General features: G+C 66.7%; 22 protein-coding genes and 1 pseudogene. 8 read left to right on the top strand and 15 right to left on the bottom strand.

Annotated features, from left to right (window positions below; all coding sequences use genetic code 11):
* Positions 1–362 precede the first annotated feature (362 nt).
* From OG452_RS24740 to OG452_RS24725, 4 genes are read right to left on the bottom strand one after another with little or no spacing between them, the layout of a single operon-like run.
* Positions 363–563, bottom strand: coding sequence for a DUF5999 family protein (locus tag OG452_RS24740; protein WP_327297761.1), 201 nt, complete (start codon positions 561–563; stop codon positions 363–365).
* 60 nt (positions 564–623) lie between these two features.
* The gene (locus tag OG452_RS24735; RefSeq protein ID WP_327297760.1) at positions 624–1112 is read right to left on the bottom strand and encodes a DUF6302 family protein; all 489 of its coding nucleotides are present in this window, start codon (positions 1110–1112) and stop codon (positions 624–626) included.
* Entirely contained in the window at positions 1109–1588 is a 480-nt protein-coding gene (locus OG452_RS24730; RefSeq protein ID WP_327297759.1) for a DUF6415 family natural product biosynthesis protein, read from the bottom strand. The genes OG452_RS24735 and OG452_RS24730 overlap by 4 nt, the downstream gene beginning before the upstream one ends.
* A gap of 33 nt (positions 1589–1621) precedes the next feature.
* Positions 1622–2050: an ATP-binding protein gene (locus tag OG452_RS24725; protein WP_327297758.1), complete on the bottom strand. Its 429-nt coding sequence runs from the start codon at positions 2048–2050 to the stop codon at positions 1622–1624.
* 222 nt (positions 2051–2272) lie between these two features.
* On the opposite strand from OG452_RS24725, the gene OG452_RS24720 reads away from it, so the two are divergent.
* Entirely contained in the window at positions 2273–3664 is a 1392-nt protein-coding gene (locus tag OG452_RS24720) for a helix-turn-helix transcriptional regulator (protein ID WP_327297757.1), read from the top strand.
* Positions 3661–4548 carry a phosphotransferase family protein gene (locus tag OG452_RS24715; protein WP_327297756.1) on the top strand — a complete coding sequence of 296 codons (888 nt, stop codon included), beginning with the start codon at positions 3661–3663 and terminating at the stop codon, positions 4546–4548. Before OG452_RS24720 ends, OG452_RS24715 begins: the two co-directional genes overlap by 4 nt.
* Before the next feature lie 117 nt (positions 4549–4665).
* Here OG452_RS24715 and OG452_RS24710 read toward each other — a convergent pair whose 3' ends face one another.
* From OG452_RS24710 to OG452_RS24685, 6 genes are all read right to left on the bottom strand, one after another.
* Positions 4666–5481, bottom strand: coding sequence for a hypothetical protein (locus OG452_RS24710; protein WP_327297755.1), 816 nt, complete (start codon positions 5479–5481; stop codon positions 4666–4668).
* A gap of 7 nt (positions 5482–5488) precedes the next feature.
* On the bottom strand, positions 5489–5815 hold the full coding sequence (locus OG452_RS24705; protein ID WP_327297754.1) for a hypothetical protein: 327 nt from the start codon (positions 5813–5815) through the stop codon (positions 5489–5491).
* A gap of 71 nt (positions 5816–5886) precedes the next feature.
* Entirely contained in the window at positions 5887–6162 is a 276-nt protein-coding gene (locus tag OG452_RS24700; RefSeq protein ID WP_327297753.1) for a hypothetical protein, read from the bottom strand.
* Positions 6162–7217: a major capsid protein gene (locus tag OG452_RS24695; RefSeq protein WP_327297752.1), complete on the bottom strand. Its 1056-nt coding sequence runs from the start codon at positions 7215–7217 to the stop codon at positions 6162–6164. Before OG452_RS24695 ends, OG452_RS24700 begins: the two co-directional genes overlap by 1 nt.
* A gap of 13 nt (positions 7218–7230) precedes the next feature.
* Positions 7231–7650 (bottom strand): head decoration protein, encoded by a 420-nt coding sequence (locus OG452_RS24690; RefSeq protein WP_327297751.1) that lies wholly within the window; start codon positions 7648–7650, stop codon positions 7231–7233.
* Positions 7651–7798: 148 nt separating this feature from the next.
* Positions 7799–8485, bottom strand: coding sequence for a hypothetical protein (locus OG452_RS24685; protein ID WP_327297750.1), 687 nt, complete (start codon positions 8483–8485; stop codon positions 7799–7801).
* 158 nt (positions 8486–8643) lie between these two features.
* On the opposite strand from OG452_RS24685, the gene OG452_RS24680 reads away from it, so the two are divergent.
* The 3 genes from OG452_RS24680 (at position 8644) to OG452_RS24665 (ending at position 10806) form a co-directional block, all read left to right on the top strand.
* Positions 8644–8880: a DUF4365 domain-containing protein gene (locus OG452_RS24680; RefSeq protein ID WP_327297749.1), complete on the top strand. Its 237-nt coding sequence runs from the start codon at positions 8644–8646 to the stop codon at positions 8878–8880.
* A 40-nt stretch (positions 8881–8920) separates the two neighbouring features.
* Positions 8921–9987, top strand: a protein-coding gene (locus tag OG452_RS35465) for an IS630 family transposase (RefSeq protein ID WP_442809945.1) whose coding sequence is annotated in 2 segments (ribosomal slippage) — positions 8921–9367 and positions 9370–9987 — 1065 coding nt in all. Because the reading frame shifts where the segments join, the coding sequence is not laid out codon by codon here.
* Between the two features lie 45 nt (positions 9988–10032).
* The gene (locus OG452_RS24665) at positions 10033–10806 is read left to right on the top strand and encodes a DUF4365 domain-containing protein (RefSeq protein ID WP_327297748.1); all 774 of its coding nucleotides are present in this window, start codon (positions 10033–10035) and stop codon (positions 10804–10806) included.
* Between the two features lie 18 nt (positions 10807–10824).
* Here the strand turns inward: OG452_RS24665 and OG452_RS24660 are convergent, their stop codons facing one another.
* A complete protein-coding gene (locus OG452_RS24660) occupies positions 10825–12696 on the bottom strand; it encodes a hypothetical protein (RefSeq protein WP_327297747.1) in 1872 nt (623 codons plus the stop codon).
* Positions 12697–12820: 124 nt separating this feature from the next.
* On the opposite strand from OG452_RS24660, the gene OG452_RS24655 reads away from it, so the two are divergent.
* From OG452_RS24655 to OG452_RS24645, 3 genes and pseudogenes are all read left to right on the top strand, one after another.
* Positions 12821–13204, top strand: coding sequence for a hypothetical protein (locus tag OG452_RS24655; protein ID WP_327297746.1), 384 nt, complete (start codon positions 12821–12823; stop codon positions 13202–13204).
* 53 nt (positions 13205–13257) lie between these two features.
* A pseudogene (locus OG452_RS24650) lies at positions 13258–14433 on the top strand (IS701 family transposase); the annotation flags it as partial.
* 325 nt (positions 14434–14758) lie between these two features.
* Positions 14759–15067 (top strand): hypothetical protein, encoded by a 309-nt coding sequence (locus OG452_RS24645; RefSeq protein WP_327299895.1) that lies wholly within the window; start codon positions 14759–14761, stop codon positions 15065–15067.
* Positions 15068–15236: 169 nt separating this feature from the next.
* On the opposite strand, the gene OG452_RS24640 is transcribed toward OG452_RS24645, so the two are convergent.
* The 4 genes from OG452_RS24640 to OG452_RS24625 are packed head-to-tail and all read right to left on the bottom strand — an operon-like array spanning position 15237 to position 19455.
* A complete protein-coding gene (locus OG452_RS24640; RefSeq protein WP_327297745.1) occupies positions 15237–16310 on the bottom strand; it encodes a terpene synthase family protein in 1074 nt (357 codons plus the stop codon).
* Between the two features lie 40 nt (positions 16311–16350).
* Complete coding sequence (locus OG452_RS24635) at positions 16351–17490, bottom strand: polyprenyl synthetase family protein (protein WP_327297744.1); 1140 nt, start codon at positions 17488–17490, stop codon at positions 16351–16353.
* Positions 17487–18380: an SAM-dependent methyltransferase gene (locus OG452_RS24630; protein WP_327297743.1), complete on the bottom strand. Its 894-nt coding sequence runs from the start codon at positions 18378–18380 to the stop codon at positions 17487–17489. Before OG452_RS24630 ends, OG452_RS24635 begins: the two co-directional genes overlap by 4 nt.
* A gap of 40 nt (positions 18381–18420) precedes the next feature.
* Positions 18421–19455 (bottom strand): polyprenyl synthetase family protein, encoded by a 1035-nt coding sequence (locus tag OG452_RS24625; RefSeq protein WP_327297742.1) that lies wholly within the window; start codon positions 19453–19455, stop codon positions 18421–18423.
* Between the last annotated feature and the right edge of the window lie 412 nt (positions 19456–19867).

Here is a 19867-nt window from a genome sequence, read left to right as displayed (position 1 = left end):
AGAGCGTACGGGGGCACCCGTCGCGGGCATGCCGTTCTTCGCGCTCTCCAGAAAAAGGATGCCCTCGGGCGTCCGGGTGTCTCCGACGCAGACCTGACACCGCAGCCCGAGCATGCACTCGCGCTGACGGGCAGGGTGGACCAGTCGCCACCTCGGTTCACCAGACGGCAGCCCGTCGACCCCGATCGACTGTGAGACGCGGCCCCAGAGCACGCGACGAACATCACGGTCGTCCCTGGTTTCGTCCCAGTAGCCGAGGCGCGCAACGCCGGCGGAGTCGAACGTGGCCCGCAGGGAGAGAAAGGAGTCCGCCTCCTCCCCAACCCGAGCGGTGATGTAGGGAACCGGGCACGTCTTCTCGTTCACGCCGCTGCCACCACTGCGTCGGTGGGGCGGTGTGGGGCGATGATCTTTCCGCTCGGCAGGATCTCGCCGGTGTCCTCGAAGCACAGGACGCCGTTGCACAGCAGCGTCCAGCCCATGACGTGATCGCGGGCCACCGGCTTGGCCGCTTCGCGATCCGGCCTGACAGAGGCGGGGCAGGGGGGCTGGTGCTGGCACATGCGGCGTCACTTCCTGGTCGATGGTGCAGGCAGGGGGAAAGGGAGCCCTCTTCGGCGGCCCTATGGACCCGCGGGGGAGCGGTGGTTGGTCGCCGAAGAGGGTGTTCGGGGGCCGTGCTGCGCGGCGTACTTCGCGACGGATCCGGCTATCGCGGAGTTGGTCCAGCCGTAGAACCGCCCCAGCGTGATGGGGTTGTCGTTTCCCCAGAGGGCGGGGGGTTTCTCGCCCCATTCCACGGCGTAGCAAGAGTGCGGCGAGGACACCCACCGCAGGCTCGGGTGCGGGAAGCCGTCCCTGCCGCGGAGGAAGTCGCTGACCTTAAGGGCGAAGCAGATGCAGGGCACGCGGTAGAAGCCGCCGAGCCGGGAGCCGCCGACCGGCACGGCGAGGAACGGGATTCGTAGGAGCCGCAGAGCGAGACTGCTCTCCAGGAGCCTGGGGTCCGCGAGGCGTGCTGCGTACAGCTCGTAGCCGTACGCATCGGCCGGGAACCGCATCAGCGTGACCGACACCGGCGGGTGTTTGCGGGCGTTGGGGTCGTGCATCATGCACCGTCCCCGATGATCTGTGCCTCGATCAGCAGTTCGGCCAGGTCGGACAGCAGGAAGGCCAGACTCCTGGCACGAGCCACGGCCGTCCGTTGGCAGTCGGGGGCGGGCTCCTCTCGCACGGTTCGGCCGCGCTCGATGAGCGCCACCATGACCTTCGTGGGCGGGTCCTTCTGGTCGGCGACGGCGATGTCGCTGAGCCTGATCAGGTGGCCACACAGGCGGTCGACCAGCTCCACCGTCGGGGCCTCGGGCGCTGCGGTGACCTCTGAGGTGCCTGCTTCCACGATGTAGCCGATGGCCATGTCCAGGTCGGTGAAGATCGCCTCGACGTCAAGTGGGGTCCACGCTCTGACGGCTTCCAGGAGACGCATCAAGCCGTCCGCGTCGAGTGGCGGTGTCCACCGGGCAGCCACGGACCTGCCGTGGCGCGCGGAAACCACGTTGGCCTGCGGGGCCAGAACGGTGAGTGACATCGGATCTCCTGATACGGCGCCGACTGCGAGGGGTTAGGAACGCTCGGGTTCAATTGGGGCTGCGATAAAGACCCAGACGTCTTTGCCGGCCGGAGTGATGGACACAGACATGTCGTTCGCCAGGGCCCGCACCAGCATCAGACCGCGGCCCCCTTCGGCGAGCAGGCCGGCCGAGGCCGTGCGGGCGGGCGGACAGCGGTCCTGATCACGAACGATTGCGGTCACGCCATCAGGAACCTTTTGAAGCAGCAGGCTGGCCATCCGGGCCCCGTCACCGTCTGCCGCTGTGTGCTGTATGACGTTGGTCAGCAGCTCATTGACCACAATCAGCAGGAGGTCAATGCTTCCGCTGTCGATGCGCCACAGGCACAGATGCGCTTGGACTATGTCCCGCACGGTGCCCAGGTCTTCGGCACGAACGTTGAATGTCATGTCGAGTTGGCCGCTCACGCTTCTGGACATGGCTGGAATGGAAGCGCCTTGTTCGCGTGTATCGAGGAGAAGTTGCACCCTGTTCCTTCCGTTCCACCGGAACCGCTTCAACAAGCTCCGGTTGCGGTGTGTACTGGAACCGAACCGATCAGCAACCATTCAGACAGAGCGCACCGATCGCGTGCAGTACCTGATGCCGACAGCTCGAAATATCGGCATCAACGACTTCAGGGGCAGGGAATGCCGCAGCCAATGAAAGACCTCAACCCAGGGGCTTCGCCCCAGGAGTGGTTCGGGAACGAGCTGCGCGAGCTACGGAAGGCGGCGGGCTTGTCCGCCGCAACTCTGGGGCGATTAGTCCAGGTCAGCGACGACATGATCTTGGCGATCGAGAAGGGGAAGTACCCGAGCTGTCGCCGTGATGTGGCCCAACGGCTCGACGCCTATTTCGAGACTGGAGGGTTCTTCGACCGCGCTTGGCCGATGGTCTTCGGCAACCGCGATGCCGATAAAAAGCAGGCTGATGCCGATAAACACGCAGCGGGTAGGAGGGAAGGAACAGCTCAGGCGCGGTCAAGCCGCATCCTGAGCGGAGACGAACCATCTCCTCTCCCCGGGAGCCATGAGCCAGTGGACCGACGCTCGTTCCTCCAAGTCAGCGGCCTAGCCGCCTTCGCCCCCATAGACCTCACGCAAGCCTTCGCCCCCTCTGGTCTCTCCCTCCCCGAGAGTGTCAGCCTCGGCCAGATCGACCAGGTGTTGGCAGCCGCCACCGCTATCAGCGGAATGGACAACAAGCTAGGCGGCGGCGGCATGGTCCGTGACGTGGCCAGCAGCGCGATGCAATGGTCCGCCGGGCTACTGCAAGTGCACTGCGCCGAGCACCTACGCGCCGACCTGTTCGCGGCCGTCTCACGGCTCGGAATCGTCGTCGGCGCATCGGCCTTCGACGCCTACCACCACGGCGAAGCCACCAAGACGTTCAAGTTCGCAGCCGACTGCGCCGAGGAGGCCGGAGACTGGCACCTGCGTGCCAAGACCTACTCCTTCCTCGCTCGGCAGGCTGTGTGGATCGGCTCGCCAGACGACGGCCTCACCTACGCCGAGAAGGGACTTGTGCGTTCCGACCGTCTGACCGCTACGGAACAGGCGATGCTGCACACCGCACGCGCCCGCGCCTTCGGGAAGATGGGCAATGTCCGGGACACCATGGCTGCGGTCGGGGCTGCGGACGAGGCATTCACGCGCGCACGCCCATCCGAGGACCCTCCATGGATGGCCTACTACGACGCAGCGCAGCACAACGGGGACACAGCCCACGCGCTATTCGACCTCGCCATCCTGGCGGGGCAAGACCCAGGTAGGGCAGCAGGCCGGTTCAACATGGCGGTCAAGGGACACTCCGACTCCTTCAAACGGTCCCGAGCGATCTCCCGTACGAAGCTTGCCGCCCTGATGATGGCGAAGGGCGATCCGCGGCAGGCGGCGCTGATCGGACACGACGCTTTGGACGAGGTCGGCCGGCTCACGTCCCGACGGGCGGCCGACGATCTCCGACAGCTCGGCCACTTCGCAGCCAGACACCAGAAGGTTCAGGAGGCGTCAGGCCTGCGGGAACGCATCACCGCTACGGTCTCAGCATGACCCACTCCGAAGACGAGCCCGCACGGCGGGCTCTCCAACAAGCCTGTTCTGCCGTGGGCTTGGATGCCTCGTCAGCCGAATCTGTGCGCCTGGCCGAGAACGAAATATGGCGGCTCCCAGGGCAACAGGTGATCGTGCGGATCGCCCGCACCGGCCAGGGCAGTGCGGCGGCCCGTGAGGTGCGCGTAGCACGCTGGCTCGCTCGGGAGGATGTCCCGGCCGTCCGTCTGGTCGACGTGGAGCAACCAGTTGAAGTCGAGGGGAGGCCCGTGACTTTCTGGGCGGAACTCCCGCATCAGGAACACGGGTCGGTTCACGACCTGGCCCGCCTCCTGTCACGACTCCACTCGTTGCCCGTGCCAGACATCGAGCTGGGGTACCTCGATCCATTCGTCCGGGTGGACGAGCGGCTGCAAGCCGCCGCCACGATCCCTGAAAATGACAAAGACTGGCTACGCGGCCTTCACCATGACCTCGCAGCGGCCTGGACAGAGCGGCCGGTGGGCCTCCCCGACCGGGCTGTGCACGGCGATGCCTGGCCCGGCAACTTCGTCCACACGGGCGACGGGGCTCTGATGATGGATCTGGAGCGTTTCTCTATCGGCCCCCCGGAGTGGGATCTCGTGTCTACCGCCGTACGCGCGAAGACGACCGCGGCAGTCACTGCACGAGAGTACGAGCAGTTCTGTGAGGCCTATGGGTACGACGTCACGGCCTGGGAGGGCTATCGCATCCTCGCAGGTGCCAGGGAACTGCGGATGGCGACTTACGCCGCCCAGCATGCAGCTGGACACGGGGAGTGGATCAGCCAAGCGCAGTACCGGGTCGACTGCCTTCGCGGTCGATCCGGTCCGCGGCCATGGTCGTGGAAGGGCATCCTCTGATCAAACCGCCCTGTTCGTACGAGCGCGGTTCGCACCGACTCCTCTCGACATGCGCCGCACGGAAGTTGAGCCAGAATCACAACTCGCAAATAGGGCAAGCGAGCCCGCAGGCCGCCGTTATAACGCATCCACATCTGGCCGCGGGCCGAACCCGCGACGGCACCTCGGATGGCTGATCGGCCAGTCCGCTGCTTCCTCCACGCTGCGCAGCGTCCGGTTGGCCTTGTCGGGGTCCTGGTGAGACGTCCAGCCGCAGTCGAAGCCGTCGAAGACCTCCACCACGGTGACGCCGGCCTGACGGGTGCGATTGAGGGTGCCGGCGTTGTAGGCCACGGCCGACTTGGCCAGGGTGGCGGCCTCGGCCCAGGCCCGCACCGGCACTCGCGTCCCGTTGCGGTAGACGACATGTGTCAGCTGATGCTTGGCGGCGAGCCGTTCGGCGAGGTTCTTGGCGGCCTGCTTCGCGGTCATGTTGCCTGCGGCTAGCAACGACACTTCGCGGCGCGCAGCCTCCCGCGCGGCGCGGTAGAACTGGCTGGCCATCCGCTCCGCCTCTTCGGAGCGGCGCAGGAAGTCGCCGTAGGAGTCTGCCGCGAGCGACTGGAGCGCGTCACGGTGAAACGTGGTCCACGTGAAGGTCACTCCCAGGGCCTCGGCGGCCACCCGTCCGCCCTCCTCATACAGTTGAGACAGCTGCCGCTGTACGAACTGTCTCGCTTCCTGGTCGACGCGCTGACGGAACTCCCTGATCGCCCGCTTGAACTCCTCCAAGGTCCGCAAGGTGTAGGGCGTTCGTGGATTGTCGGCGAACTTAGCGATCGCTTCCCGCTGCTTGGCCGCCAGGCGCTGCCAGGCTTCGTCGAGTACGGCTGCAACCCGGCGCGCGACCTCATCAGGGTCCCCCGGCACCAGCGGCGGCCATTCGTACGGCACGGCCGCCCTACCTCGTACGCCAAGACGGCAGAAGAGGTGCTGTCACCAAGTCGGCGCTCGCCTCTCCCGCTGCCGGATCATCCGGTGCGACGAGTTCGGTGAGGCCAGCGATCTGGCGTTCCAGCCCTGCGAGATTGTTGCTCTGGTCGATGGTGACCACGCCGTCGACCGTCATGCGCAGCGGCTCGGCGAGCAGCTTGGCTCGGCGCTCTGCCAGGACCTCAGCGACGACCGCCCGGGCCCGGCCCAGGCGTGCGTACCGGGTGGCGAGGTCCACTTCGTCTGTGGCCGTGCCGAGCTGCGCCCGCAGCCAGGCGAGAAGGATCGGGTCCATCAGTGCTCCTGGATAGCCGTCGCCCGCCCCGCCCGGACGCGGACGAGGCGGGCCGAGCCGGTCTCGTGTGCCTACGCGGTGGTGCCGGAGTCGGCGGCCCTTCTGCGGCGCTTCGGGCCGGTCGGCTCCGGCTCGGGCTCCCGGGGCGCGGTGAAGCCGAAGGCTGTCAGCCCGGACTCCTCCCGCGCCTCGTCGCCCTCGGCCGGTTCTTCGCCGTCCTCCCACGCGTACGGGTTGGTGATCTCGGCGGCCAGCTCACCGTCCGGCTCGTCTCCCGGCTCCAGAACCAGCCACTCATGCGTGACCGGATGCAGGACGTGGACCGCGGTCGCAAGGCGGCGGCCCATCAGATCACCTTCGCCACGATGTGAGCGTCCGGCGTGTGCAGCACCGGCATGCCGACTGCTGCACCCTTGGTCCAGATCTGCACCGGGTCGTCCTGCGCGCCGCGGGTGATGATGACGCCCGGCCGGTCCTCCCTGGTGATCTCCGGGTTCGTGCCGCGCGACAGGGCCAGCCCTTCGGCCGTCACGCCGAAGATGGTCTGCCCCCACTTCGTACGGTCCGGGGGAAGCATGATCCAGCGGTCCTCCGGCAGCACCTTGGTCTGCACGCCGTCGACGCGCACCTGCCCCTTGTAGAAGGTGATCGGGGGCAGGCCGTAGTTGTCGCGGACCACGTTGATCTGCTGCGGGGTCAGCGTGGAGGTCGGCGTGTTCGAGGGGTTCACCGAGCCGTAGTAGGCCGCCCGGTAACTGTTGTTGGCGGCCAGGAAGCTGAACGCCTTCCGGCTGGTGACCACCAGTTCGGGGTAGGGCGCGCCTCGGTCATCCAGATACTGAATCCACGCCAGCTCGTCCTTGATCGGGTCGGAGGTGGGATCCGACCACAGCTTCGGCGCAGTCGGCAGGTTGCCCGCCGGCACACCCCAGTCGACCTCCGTGGTGAGACCGTTCTCTCCGATGAGCGAGAACTTGCCGTCGACCAGGACGTCACCCCAGGCGAGTTCGACGCGGGATCGGATCGCCTCGACGTGCCGCTCGGTGTCGTCGTACAGCAGCTCGATCAGCCGGTCCTCGTCCGCGCCGCGCGAAGCCTCAAGAAGGATCTGCTCCTGCTCGCCGACGAGGAGCTTCTGCCCCAGCGGCGGCAGCATGCCCTCGCGGGTCGTCTGCCACGCCTCGCGGGACGCGAAAGGCACGCTGGCGTCGAACGCGCGGTACTTCGCCACGTTGACGTACCGGCCGTTGTCCTTGACCCGCCACTTCACCTCGTCCTGCTCCAACGTCGGGATGATCCCGCCGTCCTTGGTGAGCAGGTGATCGGCCGGTGAGGGGATGGCGCGGGCGAAGGTTGTGAGGTCGCGGGCAGCGACGTTCTTGATCAGGTCCTGCATGGTCATCGTCGTCCGCCTCTCACACGTACCGGATCTGGGGGCCGGTCACCGACGGGGCAACCTTGGAGGTGTCGATACCGCCGGGGACCTTCGCAGCGACCACGACGCCGTGCCAGAGGAGCGCGGCAGGCACCTTCGTGGCGGTCGGCGCGAACAGCGCCTCGGCGAAGACGTGACCAGCGAGGCTCTGGCGGCCATCAGTCGCCGTCGGATCGAAGGCCCCGTACAGGCCGCTCTCCGTGATCTTTCCGACGGGCACGCCGGACAGGACTCGGCTGTACGGCTGGGTTGTGTCGGTCGACGCGGCGGTATGCGTGCCCGCGGTCAGCTTCGACATGTCGAGCGTGATGGTCTCGGTGGAGTCGGTGCCGTGCAGTGCCGCGAGCCAGGCCCGGTCGGCGGTGTACGACGTCGACGTGGTGATGGGCTGGAGTGTCACAGCCGTCCTCCCGTGGACGTGAAGCGAATCGGATTCGCACACTCACCTGGCGGTGGCGCCGTCCACGGGAGGCGTGAGGGGCGTGGTCCCCATGTCCGGCTGTCCCGCCGGTGGGGTCATAGCGTGCGCCATGACGTCGCTGAGTTGGTCAGCCAGTGACGAATCCTCGACGCCGCGCCATCTCCAATCCGGCCTCTCCGGGCTTGGGCGGTACTCCGCCGCGCGACGGCGGGCCGCCGGCGGGAGAACCACCGGGAGCGGCGGGCGAGGTCTCGCGGCTCTGACCGAACAGCTCCGGCCGTCGTTCCTTCAACTGCTCGGCAGCCGCAGCCACCGCTTCCTCGTCGGCGTCCGGCTGGTCATCCAGCACGCGGTCGATGAGGAGGATCGCATCGCCGAGGTCTTCTCCGGCTGAGCCGAGTCCTGCGAGGGCGGCTCGCCGGATGGCGGCGCGCTCCCTGGCTGCGGCCTGAGCCTCACGGGCCTCGGCCGTCCTCAGCTTCTCCTCGGCAGCCTGCTCCCGGCGTTCGACCTCCGTCAGCGCGGCCTGCTCGGCGTCGCGCTTCGTGGTGATGAACTCGCTCAGCGCCTCGGAGTTGTCGAAGCCAAGATCGCCGAGCAGCTTCTTCACGGCTGCTCGTCCGCCTTGCGTTTTCTCGCGGGCCAGCAGCCGCGAAAGATCCTCCTGCGTAACCGAACCGACAGCCGAGCCGCTGTCGTCGTCGGGCTTGTTGGAGTCATCCTCGGGAGAAGCACCGAGGATCGGGTAGATCGGCCGCCCGTCACGGCGGCGCCCGACCAGTTCAAGCGGATTGGGGAGCGAAGGGCGCGTCATGCGTGAACCATCCACAGGTCTCCAGCGCCCCCGCGCCGATGATCAGTTTAGCGCTGACGAGCGGGACGGCTGTTGAGCACCCACGAGACTGGGTCACACCGTAGCCGCCTGTCAGCGGCGGTGAGTATCCTGGGTGATCGCTGACTTGAGGGGGACAAGTGTCAACGGTGCGCTCCAGCCGCCGAATTGAGAGGGCTGGCGTCAACGCCCTACGAACACTCCTCGAAGAGGACAACCACCTCGTCCAGGAGATCGACGGCGGAAATGATCACGGCGAAGACATGATCGTGAATTTCACACGCCACGGCAAGAGGACCGGCTACTGGATCGCCATCCAGGTAAAGAGCGGCAAAAAATACAAGAGAGCTACTGAGGCTGAACTCGTGGTGTCGTAAGGGGTGACGACTGGTCGGTGGCTGCGGTATCACCGGAGTCATGCGGTATCCACAAGGGGGCGGGCTGACCGCCGAACGACAGCAGTTTCGCGAAGAGTTACGGCTCAAGGCGGCCGAGCGGTTCGCCCTGGGCGAGGGTAGTACCGCGATCGCCAGAGATCTGCGGGTCAGTGTCCGCTCGGTCCAGCGATGGCGTCACGCGTGGGCCGAGGGCGGCCCGCGATCCTTGCGGTCGCAGGGGCCAGCGTCGCTGCCGAAACTGAGCGATCAGCAGTTCACGCAGCTTGAAGCGGAGCTGGCCAAAGGCCCGGCCGCGCATGGCTGGCAGGACCAGCGCTGGACGCTTGCCCGGGTCACGACGGTGATCGGCCGACGCTTTCACCTGACATACACGATCCAGGGCGTGCGCAAGCTGCTGGTGCGCAACGGCTGGTCTTGCCAGGTACCGGCCCGCAGAGCGATGGAGCGGGACGACGACGCGGTCGCGGGGTGGGTCAAGGAGGTGTGGCCCTGCGCGGAAGGCTCGCGGCGGCCCATGGAGCCTGGCTCGTCTTCGAAGACGAAGCCGGCTTCTCCATGACGCCGCCGCACGCAAAGACATGGTCGCCACGCGGCCGCACCCCGGTGGTCCGCGTCCGCGGCCGTTCCCGCAGGCGCATATCCATCGCAGCGCTGACCTGCTACAAACCCGGCCACCGGTCGAGGCTGGTCTACCGGCCCCGCCGCGACGACGGCAACCGTGACGGGCGCAAGAGCTTCTCCTGGCGCGACTACCGCGACCTGCTGATCTCCGCCCACCAGCAGCTCGACGGCCCCATCGTGCTCATCTGGGACAACCTCAACGTCCACAAAGCAGCCGGCCTGAGAGAGTTCGCCGAAACCCGCGACTGGCTGACCATCTACTACCTGCCGCCCTACGCACCCGACCTCAACCCCGTCGAGGGCATCTGGTCACTCCTACGGCGCGGATGGCTCTCGAACGTCGCCTTCAGCACCCCCGAACACCTCGTCCAGACCGTCCGGCGCGGCCTGCGGCACATCCAGTACCGCAGCCACCTCATCGACGGCTGTCTCACCGAGACCGGCCTGACCATCCGCCCCGCCTGACCATCAGCACGACATCCCGAGTTCAACCTCAGTAACGGCTACGCGGTGCCCGTTGAAGCGCATTTTGATGATTGGACGCAAAGTCGCATTCCAATCGTTGGCGTCGTATACGACATGCAAAAAAGAGAACTCTTCTGGGTCAACCTCACCGAACAGTTACGGTCCGCCGAAAAGAGTCCCAGCTGGGTTCAGGTACCTAAAACCTCGCGACTCAACGCGGACACGCTCCACGAGTTCTACACAGAAATGGCAGCTTACGCAGGAGATGCCAAAATGCGCATCCGGGCGTCGACCGAGGAAGAGGCGCTGACCGAAGCGGTCCGCGCCAGACAGGGGCTCGACCCCCAGACGGCGCCCAATCCGCTGTACGAAGGAATGGCGGACTTCGCCCTTCGACACGAAGACCGCCTCCACGTCTTCGCAAAAGATTTGCGACGCTCCTTCCCCGTGCAAATGTTGGTCTTGATCATGCTGTGGGAGTGGCCCCGACAAATCCGATTCGCCGAGGGTTCCGGGAACCCCGCCCCAGTGTCATGGGTAGCAGGCCTCTACTCCTTCATGCTCTTGATGGCACTAACCATTTTTTTCGAATTTAGAGCCGGCAGAATCCCCAAAGAAACCGGCAAATGGCTCGCTATCATTGCGAGCAACTTCCTCTGGATTCCAATCATGGATCCTGACGGGGATCGTGGATGGTGGGGGACAACCTGGCTCGTGGCGGGAATTATCATTCCTTCACTTGGGGTGAAATTCTTGGTGCTCAGCTTCGTTGGGTTCGCACGCGATCGAAAGAAGAGGCAACTACCGTCGGACGTCTAAAATTCGAGACGTCGCCTCTCAATAACCATCTTCATCCGAAGAATCGGATATAAGGCTGATCCCCGGGTGCTCCGCCCCTGTCTCGGGAAGACCGAGGTACTCACGCACCGCGGCGTTATCGCCTGTGGCGTCAGCCAACCGTGCAGCGGCTTCGAACGCGCGCGCCTGGATGCGCTCGATCTCCGCTTTAGCGTCATCGATGGGGTACCCGGCATCGATCAGCATGCGAATGCCGGTCTCCACGGACAGGACTCCGGCGCCAACGCCCTTGACCACCTCATCCAGGACAGCAGCACGGTCGGTCGGGGTGTGCGGTCCCCACATCAGGCGCGCGGGAAGTGACTCGCCCGCGGGCCAGCCGTCTGCCTGTCCGGCCTGGTGGAGTCGTTGCACCATGCGCAGCAGGACGGCGTACTTGTGGGTTCGGGCCAGGCGCATGGCGGCGACGAGCGTATCCAGCGGACCGAGTGCGAGTTGCAGTGCGTATCCGGAGGGCAGGGCGGTGGGGTCGAGGGTTCCCAGGCCGGCGGCGGTGAGGCGGCTGTTCGCCGCGATCCGGTCGAGGATGTGGTCGACGCGGGAGCGCAGTTCGGCGAGCTGGGCGGAGGTGTCGAGAACGTCCATGCGTCCGTTGTCGTTGAGCTGCCACACCGTCCCGGCCCGGACCTTCACCGGGAGGGGCTGGCCGGTGGCACGGTCGATGGGCAGCCGCGCCCCGGCCAGGCCGATGATCGGGGATCCGGTGGTGGCAGAGGCTCCGGAGCTGTCGGTGTCGGTGGCGGACAGCTCATCCAGGGCCTGGAGCACGGTGGCCACGGTGGGCTTGCCCCAGTGCTCGCCGCTGGCCGGGATGCTGTTGGTGACGTGGACGAGGGGGATGAAGTCCGCCATCAAGTCGAGCCGGTCGAGGAGTTCACCGTCCGAGCGGACGCGATAGGTCGCCTTGTGCATGGGCAGGTCGTACAGGATGTCGGCGTACTTGAGATCGTCCAACTCCCATTCCCCGTCCGTGAGATAGCAGGTCCACGGCGTTCGTCGGCGCGGCGCCCACGGGTAAGTGCGGGTGATCGCGCCGGATTCGGAATTGAGGGTGTCGCCCTTACCGGGGACGGGTTCGCCGTCTTCTCCATAGACGTACTCGCGCAGGGCGCGACCGTCCTTGGCCACGCCCCGCCGGCTGGCCGGAGCGATGGGGCCGAGCTCGTAGGTGACGCGGCGGAGCCGAGCTTTCAGGCCGCGCCGCTCGTCCTCGGGCAACTCCCACGCCAGGTGCACTCGTACCGGGAACTCAGCGCCGTCCTGCTCACCATCCTCGGGCCACTCCGGAAAGTACAAGCCAGGGTCCCAGGTGCGCAGTAGGACGCGGCCCTTCGCCGGGTCCCACGCGAGGCTGTAGACCGCGTCGCCCAACAGGATCGCGGTCCGCTCGGCTTGCTGGATACGCAGCGGCAGCAGCTCCTTCTCCGCCCACGCCCTCAGCTTCTCCTGCACCGCAAGCGCCATGGCGGCCTCTGCCGTCGGTTCATCGTCGGCGTGCTCCGCTCCCGCGACCGTGATGGTCTGCTCAGAGCCGAGGAGGTAGCCGAGCGCGGTGTCCACGAGCTTCGAGGCGTCGCCGAGTTCGCGGCGCTCGATCCCCGCTTCGTCGTCCCCGGTGATCGCGGCGACCTGACCGGCCTGGTTGGAGTCGTACGCGGCGAGCAGCCGGTAGGCAGCCAGGCGCCGCAGGTCCTCGTCGGGAACCCACGATGAGGTCAGCTCCGCCCAGGCGTTGCGGCCAGGGCGGCGCGGGTCGGCCATGACCGGCTTGTAGTCCAGCCAGCTCCAGGCGTCGGTGATCAGCTCGCGGAAGCCCACGGTGCCCTCCAGGCAGTCGGCCCCGCGCCGCAAGATCAGGTTACGGGTTGGAGAACCTCTACGCGTCCGGTCACGGCGCCCCCACTTTTCGACCTACCGTGTCGCCGATCGGGGAGGCTGTATGGAGTGGGGAGACGCGCCCGCGTGGGGTGCTTTGGTGATCTCTATCGCCGCGGGCGGTGTGGCCGCGATGGCCCGGAAGGACAGCAAGCGGTCTGCGGACGCGGCTGAAGCGGCATTGGCGTTACAGCAGGAAGAGGCCGAGGAACGCCGCGAGGCTGCCCGGCCCCGGCCGCGGCTAGAACTTCGCAACCCACGAGGTCACCTCTGGCAGCTTCGGAATGTCGGCGACGGGGACGCCAAGGGTGTGACCATCCTGGCCGATGGTCTGCCAGCCTTCATCGAACTGCCGGATATGCCGGTTGACCTAGTGCCTGGTGCGGCGTGTGAGTTCACCATGTCCGGGGCCATGGGCAGCCCCATCCCACCGCAGGTCAAAGTTCAGATCGAGGGTGAAGATCCAGTCGCCCTGTCCACTTAGTACTGCAACGGCGTTTGACGTGACTGGTGGCCAGGTTGGTCGTTGGGCTGGTTATGGGTGGGGTACTTGGTGATGTGAGGGTGTGGGCGGCGGGTCTGGGTGAGGTGCATGAGCGGTTCGTGCACCGGTTTGCCCGGTCGGAGCCGCGGGAGTCGGCGCTGGCGTATATGCGGGGGCTCATAGCGCCGTTGGAGCGGAAGAACGGCTGGACGCTCGCGGAGGAGGCTGGGCATGGCAGCCCTGACCGGATGCACCGGCTGCTGAACCGATGTGACTGGGACGCCGATGAGGTCCTGGACGACGTGCGTGACTATGTGGTCGAGCAACTGGGTGACCCCGGTGCGGTGCTGATCGTGGACGACACGGGCTTCCTGAAGAAGGGGGTCCGCTCGGCCGGGGTCCAGCGCCAATACTCGGGAACGGCGGGACGGACAGAGAACTGCCAGGTGGGCGTCTTCCTCGCCTATGCCGGCGAACGCGGCCGCACGTTGATCGACCGGCGTCTGTATCTGCCCACATCATGGACCGATGACCGGCAACGCTGCCGGGCCGCGGGCATCGAGGCCGCGGTCGCCTTCGAGACGAAGGTGGCCATCGCCAAGACGATGGTCCGCCGGGCGATCACGGAGAAGATCCCGTTCCGGTGGGTGACGGCGGACGCCGCCTACGGTTTCAGCAAGGGCTGGCGGACCGAGCTCGAGCGGGCTGACGTCTTCCACGTCATGGCCACCACCCGGCACGACACGGTCGTGACCCGCTGGGCCATGGATCATCCCGTCCATGACCTGTTTCCCGGGCTGCCGAGGCAGAAGTGGAAGCGTCGTTCCTGCGGCAACGGAGCCCACGGGCCACGCGTCTACGACTGGGCCAGGGTCGAGGTCCGGCCCTGGCACCGTGAGGACCGCCGGCACTGGGTCATCGCTCGCCGCAGCGTGAGGCGACCCGATCAGATCTCGTACTACATCGCCTACTGCCCAGCCGACACAACCCTCGACGAGCTGATCCATGTCGCGGGCAGTCGGTGGGCGGTCGAGGAATGCTTCCAGACCGCGAAGCAGGAGTGCGGCCTGGACGACTACCAGGTCCGCCGCTATCCCGGCTGGCACCGCCACATCACCCTGGCCATGGCCGCCCACGCCTGCCTCACCGTCCTGCGGGCCCGCGCGCTCGACACGGAGAAAGCAGAAACGGATCCTCTCTCAGCTCATCGCCCTGACCCTCCCCGAAATCCGGCGACTGACCACCCGCCTGGCCCGGCCCCGCGCGAACCTCATCGACCATGTCCTGCACTGGTCACACTGGCGCCGCCGACGACAGTTCCAAGCCCGGATCAGCCACTACAAACGACGCGGCCACATACCACCAGAAACTGCCCACACATCAGAACAAAGACCGTTGCAGTACTAGGACCTTCTCGACGCCCAGGCCGCCCTCCACGAGACGCGTGCCGCGTCCGAGGAGTACGCGCGTACCTTGCCGTGGTCGGCCGAGCCGACGCCCGGGTGGGAGGGCTGCTGGGCCGCTACGACAGCACCGGCCGCCTACGTACGACTCGTGGGCAAGACAACCCCGCTGAGACCCGGCCCGGCGCGGGACCTCGCCGGCCACCTCACCGCAGCCGGCCCGGACCACCCGTGGACCGGCGTCCGGTTCACCGCGTCCTGGAACAGCCGCACCCCCCTGGATCCGGTCTTGGTTGCCCCCGTCCTCGTGGCGGAGATCAGCGCCGACGTGTCACAGGACCACGGCGTGTGGCGCAACCCGCTGCGCTACGAACGGACTCGAGCCGAGATGCATCCAACGCAAGTTCCGAAGTTCGGAGAATCGGACGAATCGCCCACTGAAGACGATGCGCAGAGGTGAGTCCGTCTTCGCTGAGCTGGCTCTTTACGGGAGGCGGTACCGCGATGCCTCGAATGCAAACACTGGAGGAAGAGTCGACCTGCTCAGTTCGGCGTCAGGGCGCCGACCGGGGCCGCGACTTCTACGCAGGCCAGGGCGGCCAGGCCGCCCAGGGCTTTCGGGGCACGGCTCAGCCCTCAGCGGGTCCGGCATCCTCGGCGATGGTGCCCGCTGGGGTGTAGCGGGCGTGCCCGAGATACCAGGCGGCATGCTGCAGAAAGCAGTGCAGGCCTTCGGCCCAGCGCTGAGCGGCATCCTGTGTGGTCGGTGACGCACCATGACGGGCCAAGAAGGCGGGAAGTGCGGCTCGCGCGGCCTCCATTTCCTGCAATCGGGCCTCAATCCGGTCCACTGCCATCAGTGCGGCTTGAGGCAGCGAGCAGCCAGACTGTCTCTGGAGTATGAGTACAAGATTGTGTACATCACCGGCGGCATGCTCTTTGGCGGCGGAGAAAACATCGTTCGTCCAGTTGGCGATGTCGCATGTCGCATAGATCAGTTGCTGAAACAGGGGTGAGTCGTACATGTATCTGGGCAGCCGTGTGGACACTGAAAGCTCGACCAAACCAAGCTGACATTGGGTGCCCGCGCTGAAACGCCGGATTTCGCAGTAGTCCTTCAGCTCAGGGGTAACGTGCCGCTCCCTGTTCGCTGCTTCGGCGGCTAGCGCTTCGTAATAGGTGTGCAGGTGGTGGCTGAAGACTGCCCAGTGCGGTGGAGTCATCCGGTCGCGCATGCGGGTCGCGAGCTCGTCGTATGCGCGGCGGATGCGCCCTAGAAGTTCCGTCCGGGCTGTCGTCGTGGTGCCGAGCTTGGCTGGGTCGTCGGGGTTGTTCAGCGAGTTGATGAATGCGCGTGCGGATTCGACATGCGTTCCTGTCTCGCCTGTGTCGAAGAGTTCGTCCACGAAGAACAGCCAGGCGGTGAGATCTGCCGCTATGGCTAATGTCTCCACATCGGCGTGAGGGTAAGCGTAAGCGGTCACTTCGCACAGCCGCATGGTCTCCGGCCGGCAACTTTGCTCGACTAACCCGTAGCTGTGTAGCCATGCCGTGTGCCGTTTCTCTGCTGTCTCTAACGTCGGATTTATTTCTCCTTTTAGCGGCAGGGGCCACCGCGGCAGTACTGCTTCGAGTACAGCCTCACTAAGCTCGCGGGGGGTTTGCGCGGCATCGCGGCGCTCGGAGGGACTTTTGCGGTTCAAGTGATTTCCACCCTTTCGGCCTGGTGTTTGTCGGTCCCGGTCAAGCGCTGTGTCGGGTGACGGCTTTGGCCATGTGGTGCAACGCGGTGACGACGGCGGCGGGAAGGTCGCTCCTGTGGAGAGCCGCGACGGCTGTCAGTCGCTGGGCTTCGATCCTGTGCTCTACCTCTTGGCGAGCACCGGTCGCGGTGAGAACCTCGCGGATTTTCGCCGCGGTGGAGTGGTCCAGGCTTGGGTTCCCAACGAAGCGATGCAGTAGCTCGCGTTGGCCGGGGTCGGCGCGCGAAAGGGCGATGGCGAGGAGAAGGGTGGGTTTTCCCTCACGTAGGTCGTCAAGGGCGGGTTTGCCGGTGACGGCGGTGTCACCGAAGACGCCGAGGATGTCGTCGCGCAGTTGGAAGGCCTCTCCGAGTGGGATGCCGTAGGCGGTGCATGTGTCCAGGACCTCGGCGCCGGCGCCGCCTAGAACGGCGCCGAGCTGCAGGGGACGCTCAATGGTGTACTTGGCGGACTTCAGCTTGTTGATTTCCACCGGTGTCTCAAGGTTGTCGCTGTGGTGGCCGGTGGCGAGGAGTTCGATGTAGCACCCGATGAGGGCCTCTGTGCGCAGGGTGTCCAGCAGGGGGTGGGTGGCCTGGAGCTGCACAAGGTCGAGTTGCCCGCGGTAGAGCAGTTGGTCGGACCAGGAGAGCGCCAGGTCTCCCAGGATGAGGGCGGCGCTGGCGCCGAACCAGCTGCTGATGTCGCTTTCGGGAGGAGCCGCGCAGTGGGCGCGCAGGGCGTGGTGGGCGCTTGGGTGACCGCGGCGGGTGGCGGAGCGGTCGATGATGTCGTCGTGGATCATCGCAGCGGCGTGGAACATCTCGATGGCCGCGGCCAGGTGCAGGAGCGGCGGTGGGGTGCCTGATCGGCCGGCGGCGTGCCAGCCGACGACGCACAGGACCGGGCGCGTGCGTTTGCCGCCTGCGTTGATGAGCGTGCGGAGGTGTCCGACGAGAGGGCGGGCGCTGGGGTGCGGGAGGTCCCGGAGCTTCTCGTCGAGGAAGGACTGCAGAACGTCCTCGACACTTCGGCGGATGCAGTCCACGTCCAGCGCGGCAGGGTGTGAGCCGGTAGGCGCAGCGCTGGTGTGGTTGCCTGCGGCCACGCTGTTGTCCGCGCTACGGGGGGTCGGCTTCACGAGACTGTCTGCTCGCTGGTCCGTGCCTTTTCGGCCACGATGACCAGGTAGTTGAGCCGGTTGGAGCGGTACCCGTTGAGGAAGGGCTCCTCGACGCCGGTGCTCAGATCGGAGTGGGAGCGCAGCTCCCAGTAGGGCATGGCCTCGGTGGTCAGGTCGCGGACGGTGGAGGGCACCAGTCCGTTGGCTGCCAGGGCGCGGAAGTAGGTGCTGCGCCGGTGGATGTGGCAGACGTAGTGGGCGTCGATGGCGTCGACCTCGGGCCTGGTGCCGGGGGTGGCGACCGAGTCGTTCTCGCACCAGGTCACCAGGACGTAGCGGCCGCCGGGCTTGAGTAACCGGGCGAATTCGGCGAACGTCTCGAAGAGGTCGACGTACATGGTGGTCTCGTTGGTGACCACGTACTGGAACGACGCGTTCGGGAAGCCGGTCGCGGCCATGTTTGCGTAGTGGAAGCGGACGCTGTCGGCGCAGCCCCTTCGCTCGGCCAGCTCTCGGGAGAAGGCCAGGTGGTGCTCGCAGAAGTTCACGCCGTCCACGCGGCATCCGAAGCGGTCGTGGACCATGAACGACGTGCCGCCCCGTCCGGAGCCGGCGTCCAGGAGGCGGGTGGTGGGCGGGGGTGCGCCCAGGCCGTCGAGGATGAGCGCGACCTGTTCGCTTTCCATGCGGTGCATCTCGTTGAGGATGAGCTGCTGTCGCTGGTCGGTCGGGGCTGTCAGCACGGTGCGGTCGAAGTCTCCCACCGCGTAGTGGTGGTGGTAGAGGCCGTCTTCCTTGCCCAGCAGGAGGTTGATGTCGTCGTTCTGCTTGGCCTCCCAGTGGTCGTTGAGCTGGCTTTCGTAGTCGTCGCGTACGACCTTGGGCGATCGAGAGGGTACCGATGTCACGATTTCTCCTCGGTTGCGGTCTGAGATGCGGGGGAAACGTTCATGCTGAGCGCGTGACGATGAACCGGAAGAGCGCGGTGAGGGCCTGGCGTGAGGATGTCGGCACCTGCAGCTTCCGCAGATGGGCTTCAGCGGAGATGAGTTTTTCGCGGGCCAGGCGTTCGGCGGCCGTTCGCCCTCCGGCTTGGATGATCAGGTCCGCGATGTGCTCCAGGTCTTTGAGGTCGGAGCCAGTGAAGGATGCGCGGCAGAGTGCTAGTTCGCGCCCGGCGGGGGTGTCCGAAGTGAGGGCGGCCAGGACGGGAAGTGTCAGCTTTCCCTGGCGTAGGTCGCTCAGGGGTGGTTTGCCGGTGACGGCGGGGTCTCCCCAGATGTCCTCGACGTCGTTGGCGGCTTGCCAGGCAAGGCCCAGGTCGGAGCAGGCGGCCTGTAGTTGGTCGATCGTCGCCTTGTCCGCGCCCGAAAGCGTGGCACCGATACCGGCAGCGCAGGCCAGCAGGGCGCTCGTCTTGTCCGACGCCATCTGCAGGTAGTCCTCTACGGAGGCAACCCCGCTTCTCTCTAGCTCGAGGTCGGCTGCCTGTCCGGCGCAGATGCGGCGAAATGCGTCCACCAGCATCGCGAGGGCGCGTCGTGCCGGTGCTGTGTCCATCTGAGAGAGATGGCCCGCCGCGGCTGCCGCCAGCGCGTCTCCGACCAGCACAGCCGTTCCTGCCCCGTACGCCGACCACACGGTGCGGCGACCGCGACGCAGTTCGTCCTCGTCGATCACGTCGTCGTGCACGATGGAGTGGTTGTGGAGCAGTTCTACCGCGACGGCCCCGGGCACCGCGGTGTGGCAGCTTCCCCCCACCGCCTCGGCCGCCAGCAGAACCAAACTCGCGCGGAGGAACTTGCTTGGCACCGCGTCCGCCGAGGGCTCGCCGTCGGCGGTCCACCAGCCGAAGTGGTAGCCACCCGCGAGAGCCAGGTGCGGGTGCAGGGCGCCTACGGCCTCACGCAGAGATGGAAGGACGGCTTCGCGAGCTTGCGCCAGCCGGGCGTGCACGGACGCGGCCATGTCGACTTCGGTCACTGCGATACCTCCTGTTGGCCTGGGTGTGAGCGGGGGTGTGGCGCTATTCGAGCCCTTGCGGACTACGAGGCGTGTTCGTCGCCACGTGGCGGGGTATGAGGCGCCGGCCTGACCGTCGCATGCGGCGAGACCGGCGCGGTGCTGGTGGTGGTGCTGCCGTTCGGCGACGGTGCTGTGGGCGTGGGCTGTGGACTGTCCGTAGTGGCCGCTGGTGGACAGGAGGGCAGTGCGGAGGGCGTGAGGGAGGGGGAAGGCGTGGTGGAGGGCCGCGGTGCGACCTGTGTGCTGGTGGAGGGACCGGGGCCTGGCTGGGTGGCGAACTGGGCGGTCGACGGATGGGCGGGTGCGCGGGCGGGGCGTGTGGCGGGCGCTGCGGCGGGGGACTGTGCGGCGGGTATGTGCACATCGACGT

The organism is Streptomyces sp. NBC_01197, assembly GCF_036010505.1.
Classification (GTDB): Bacteria; Actinomycetota; Actinomycetes; order Streptomycetales; family Streptomycetaceae; genus Streptomyces.
This window is presented reverse-complemented; position numbering and strand designations above follow the sequence as displayed.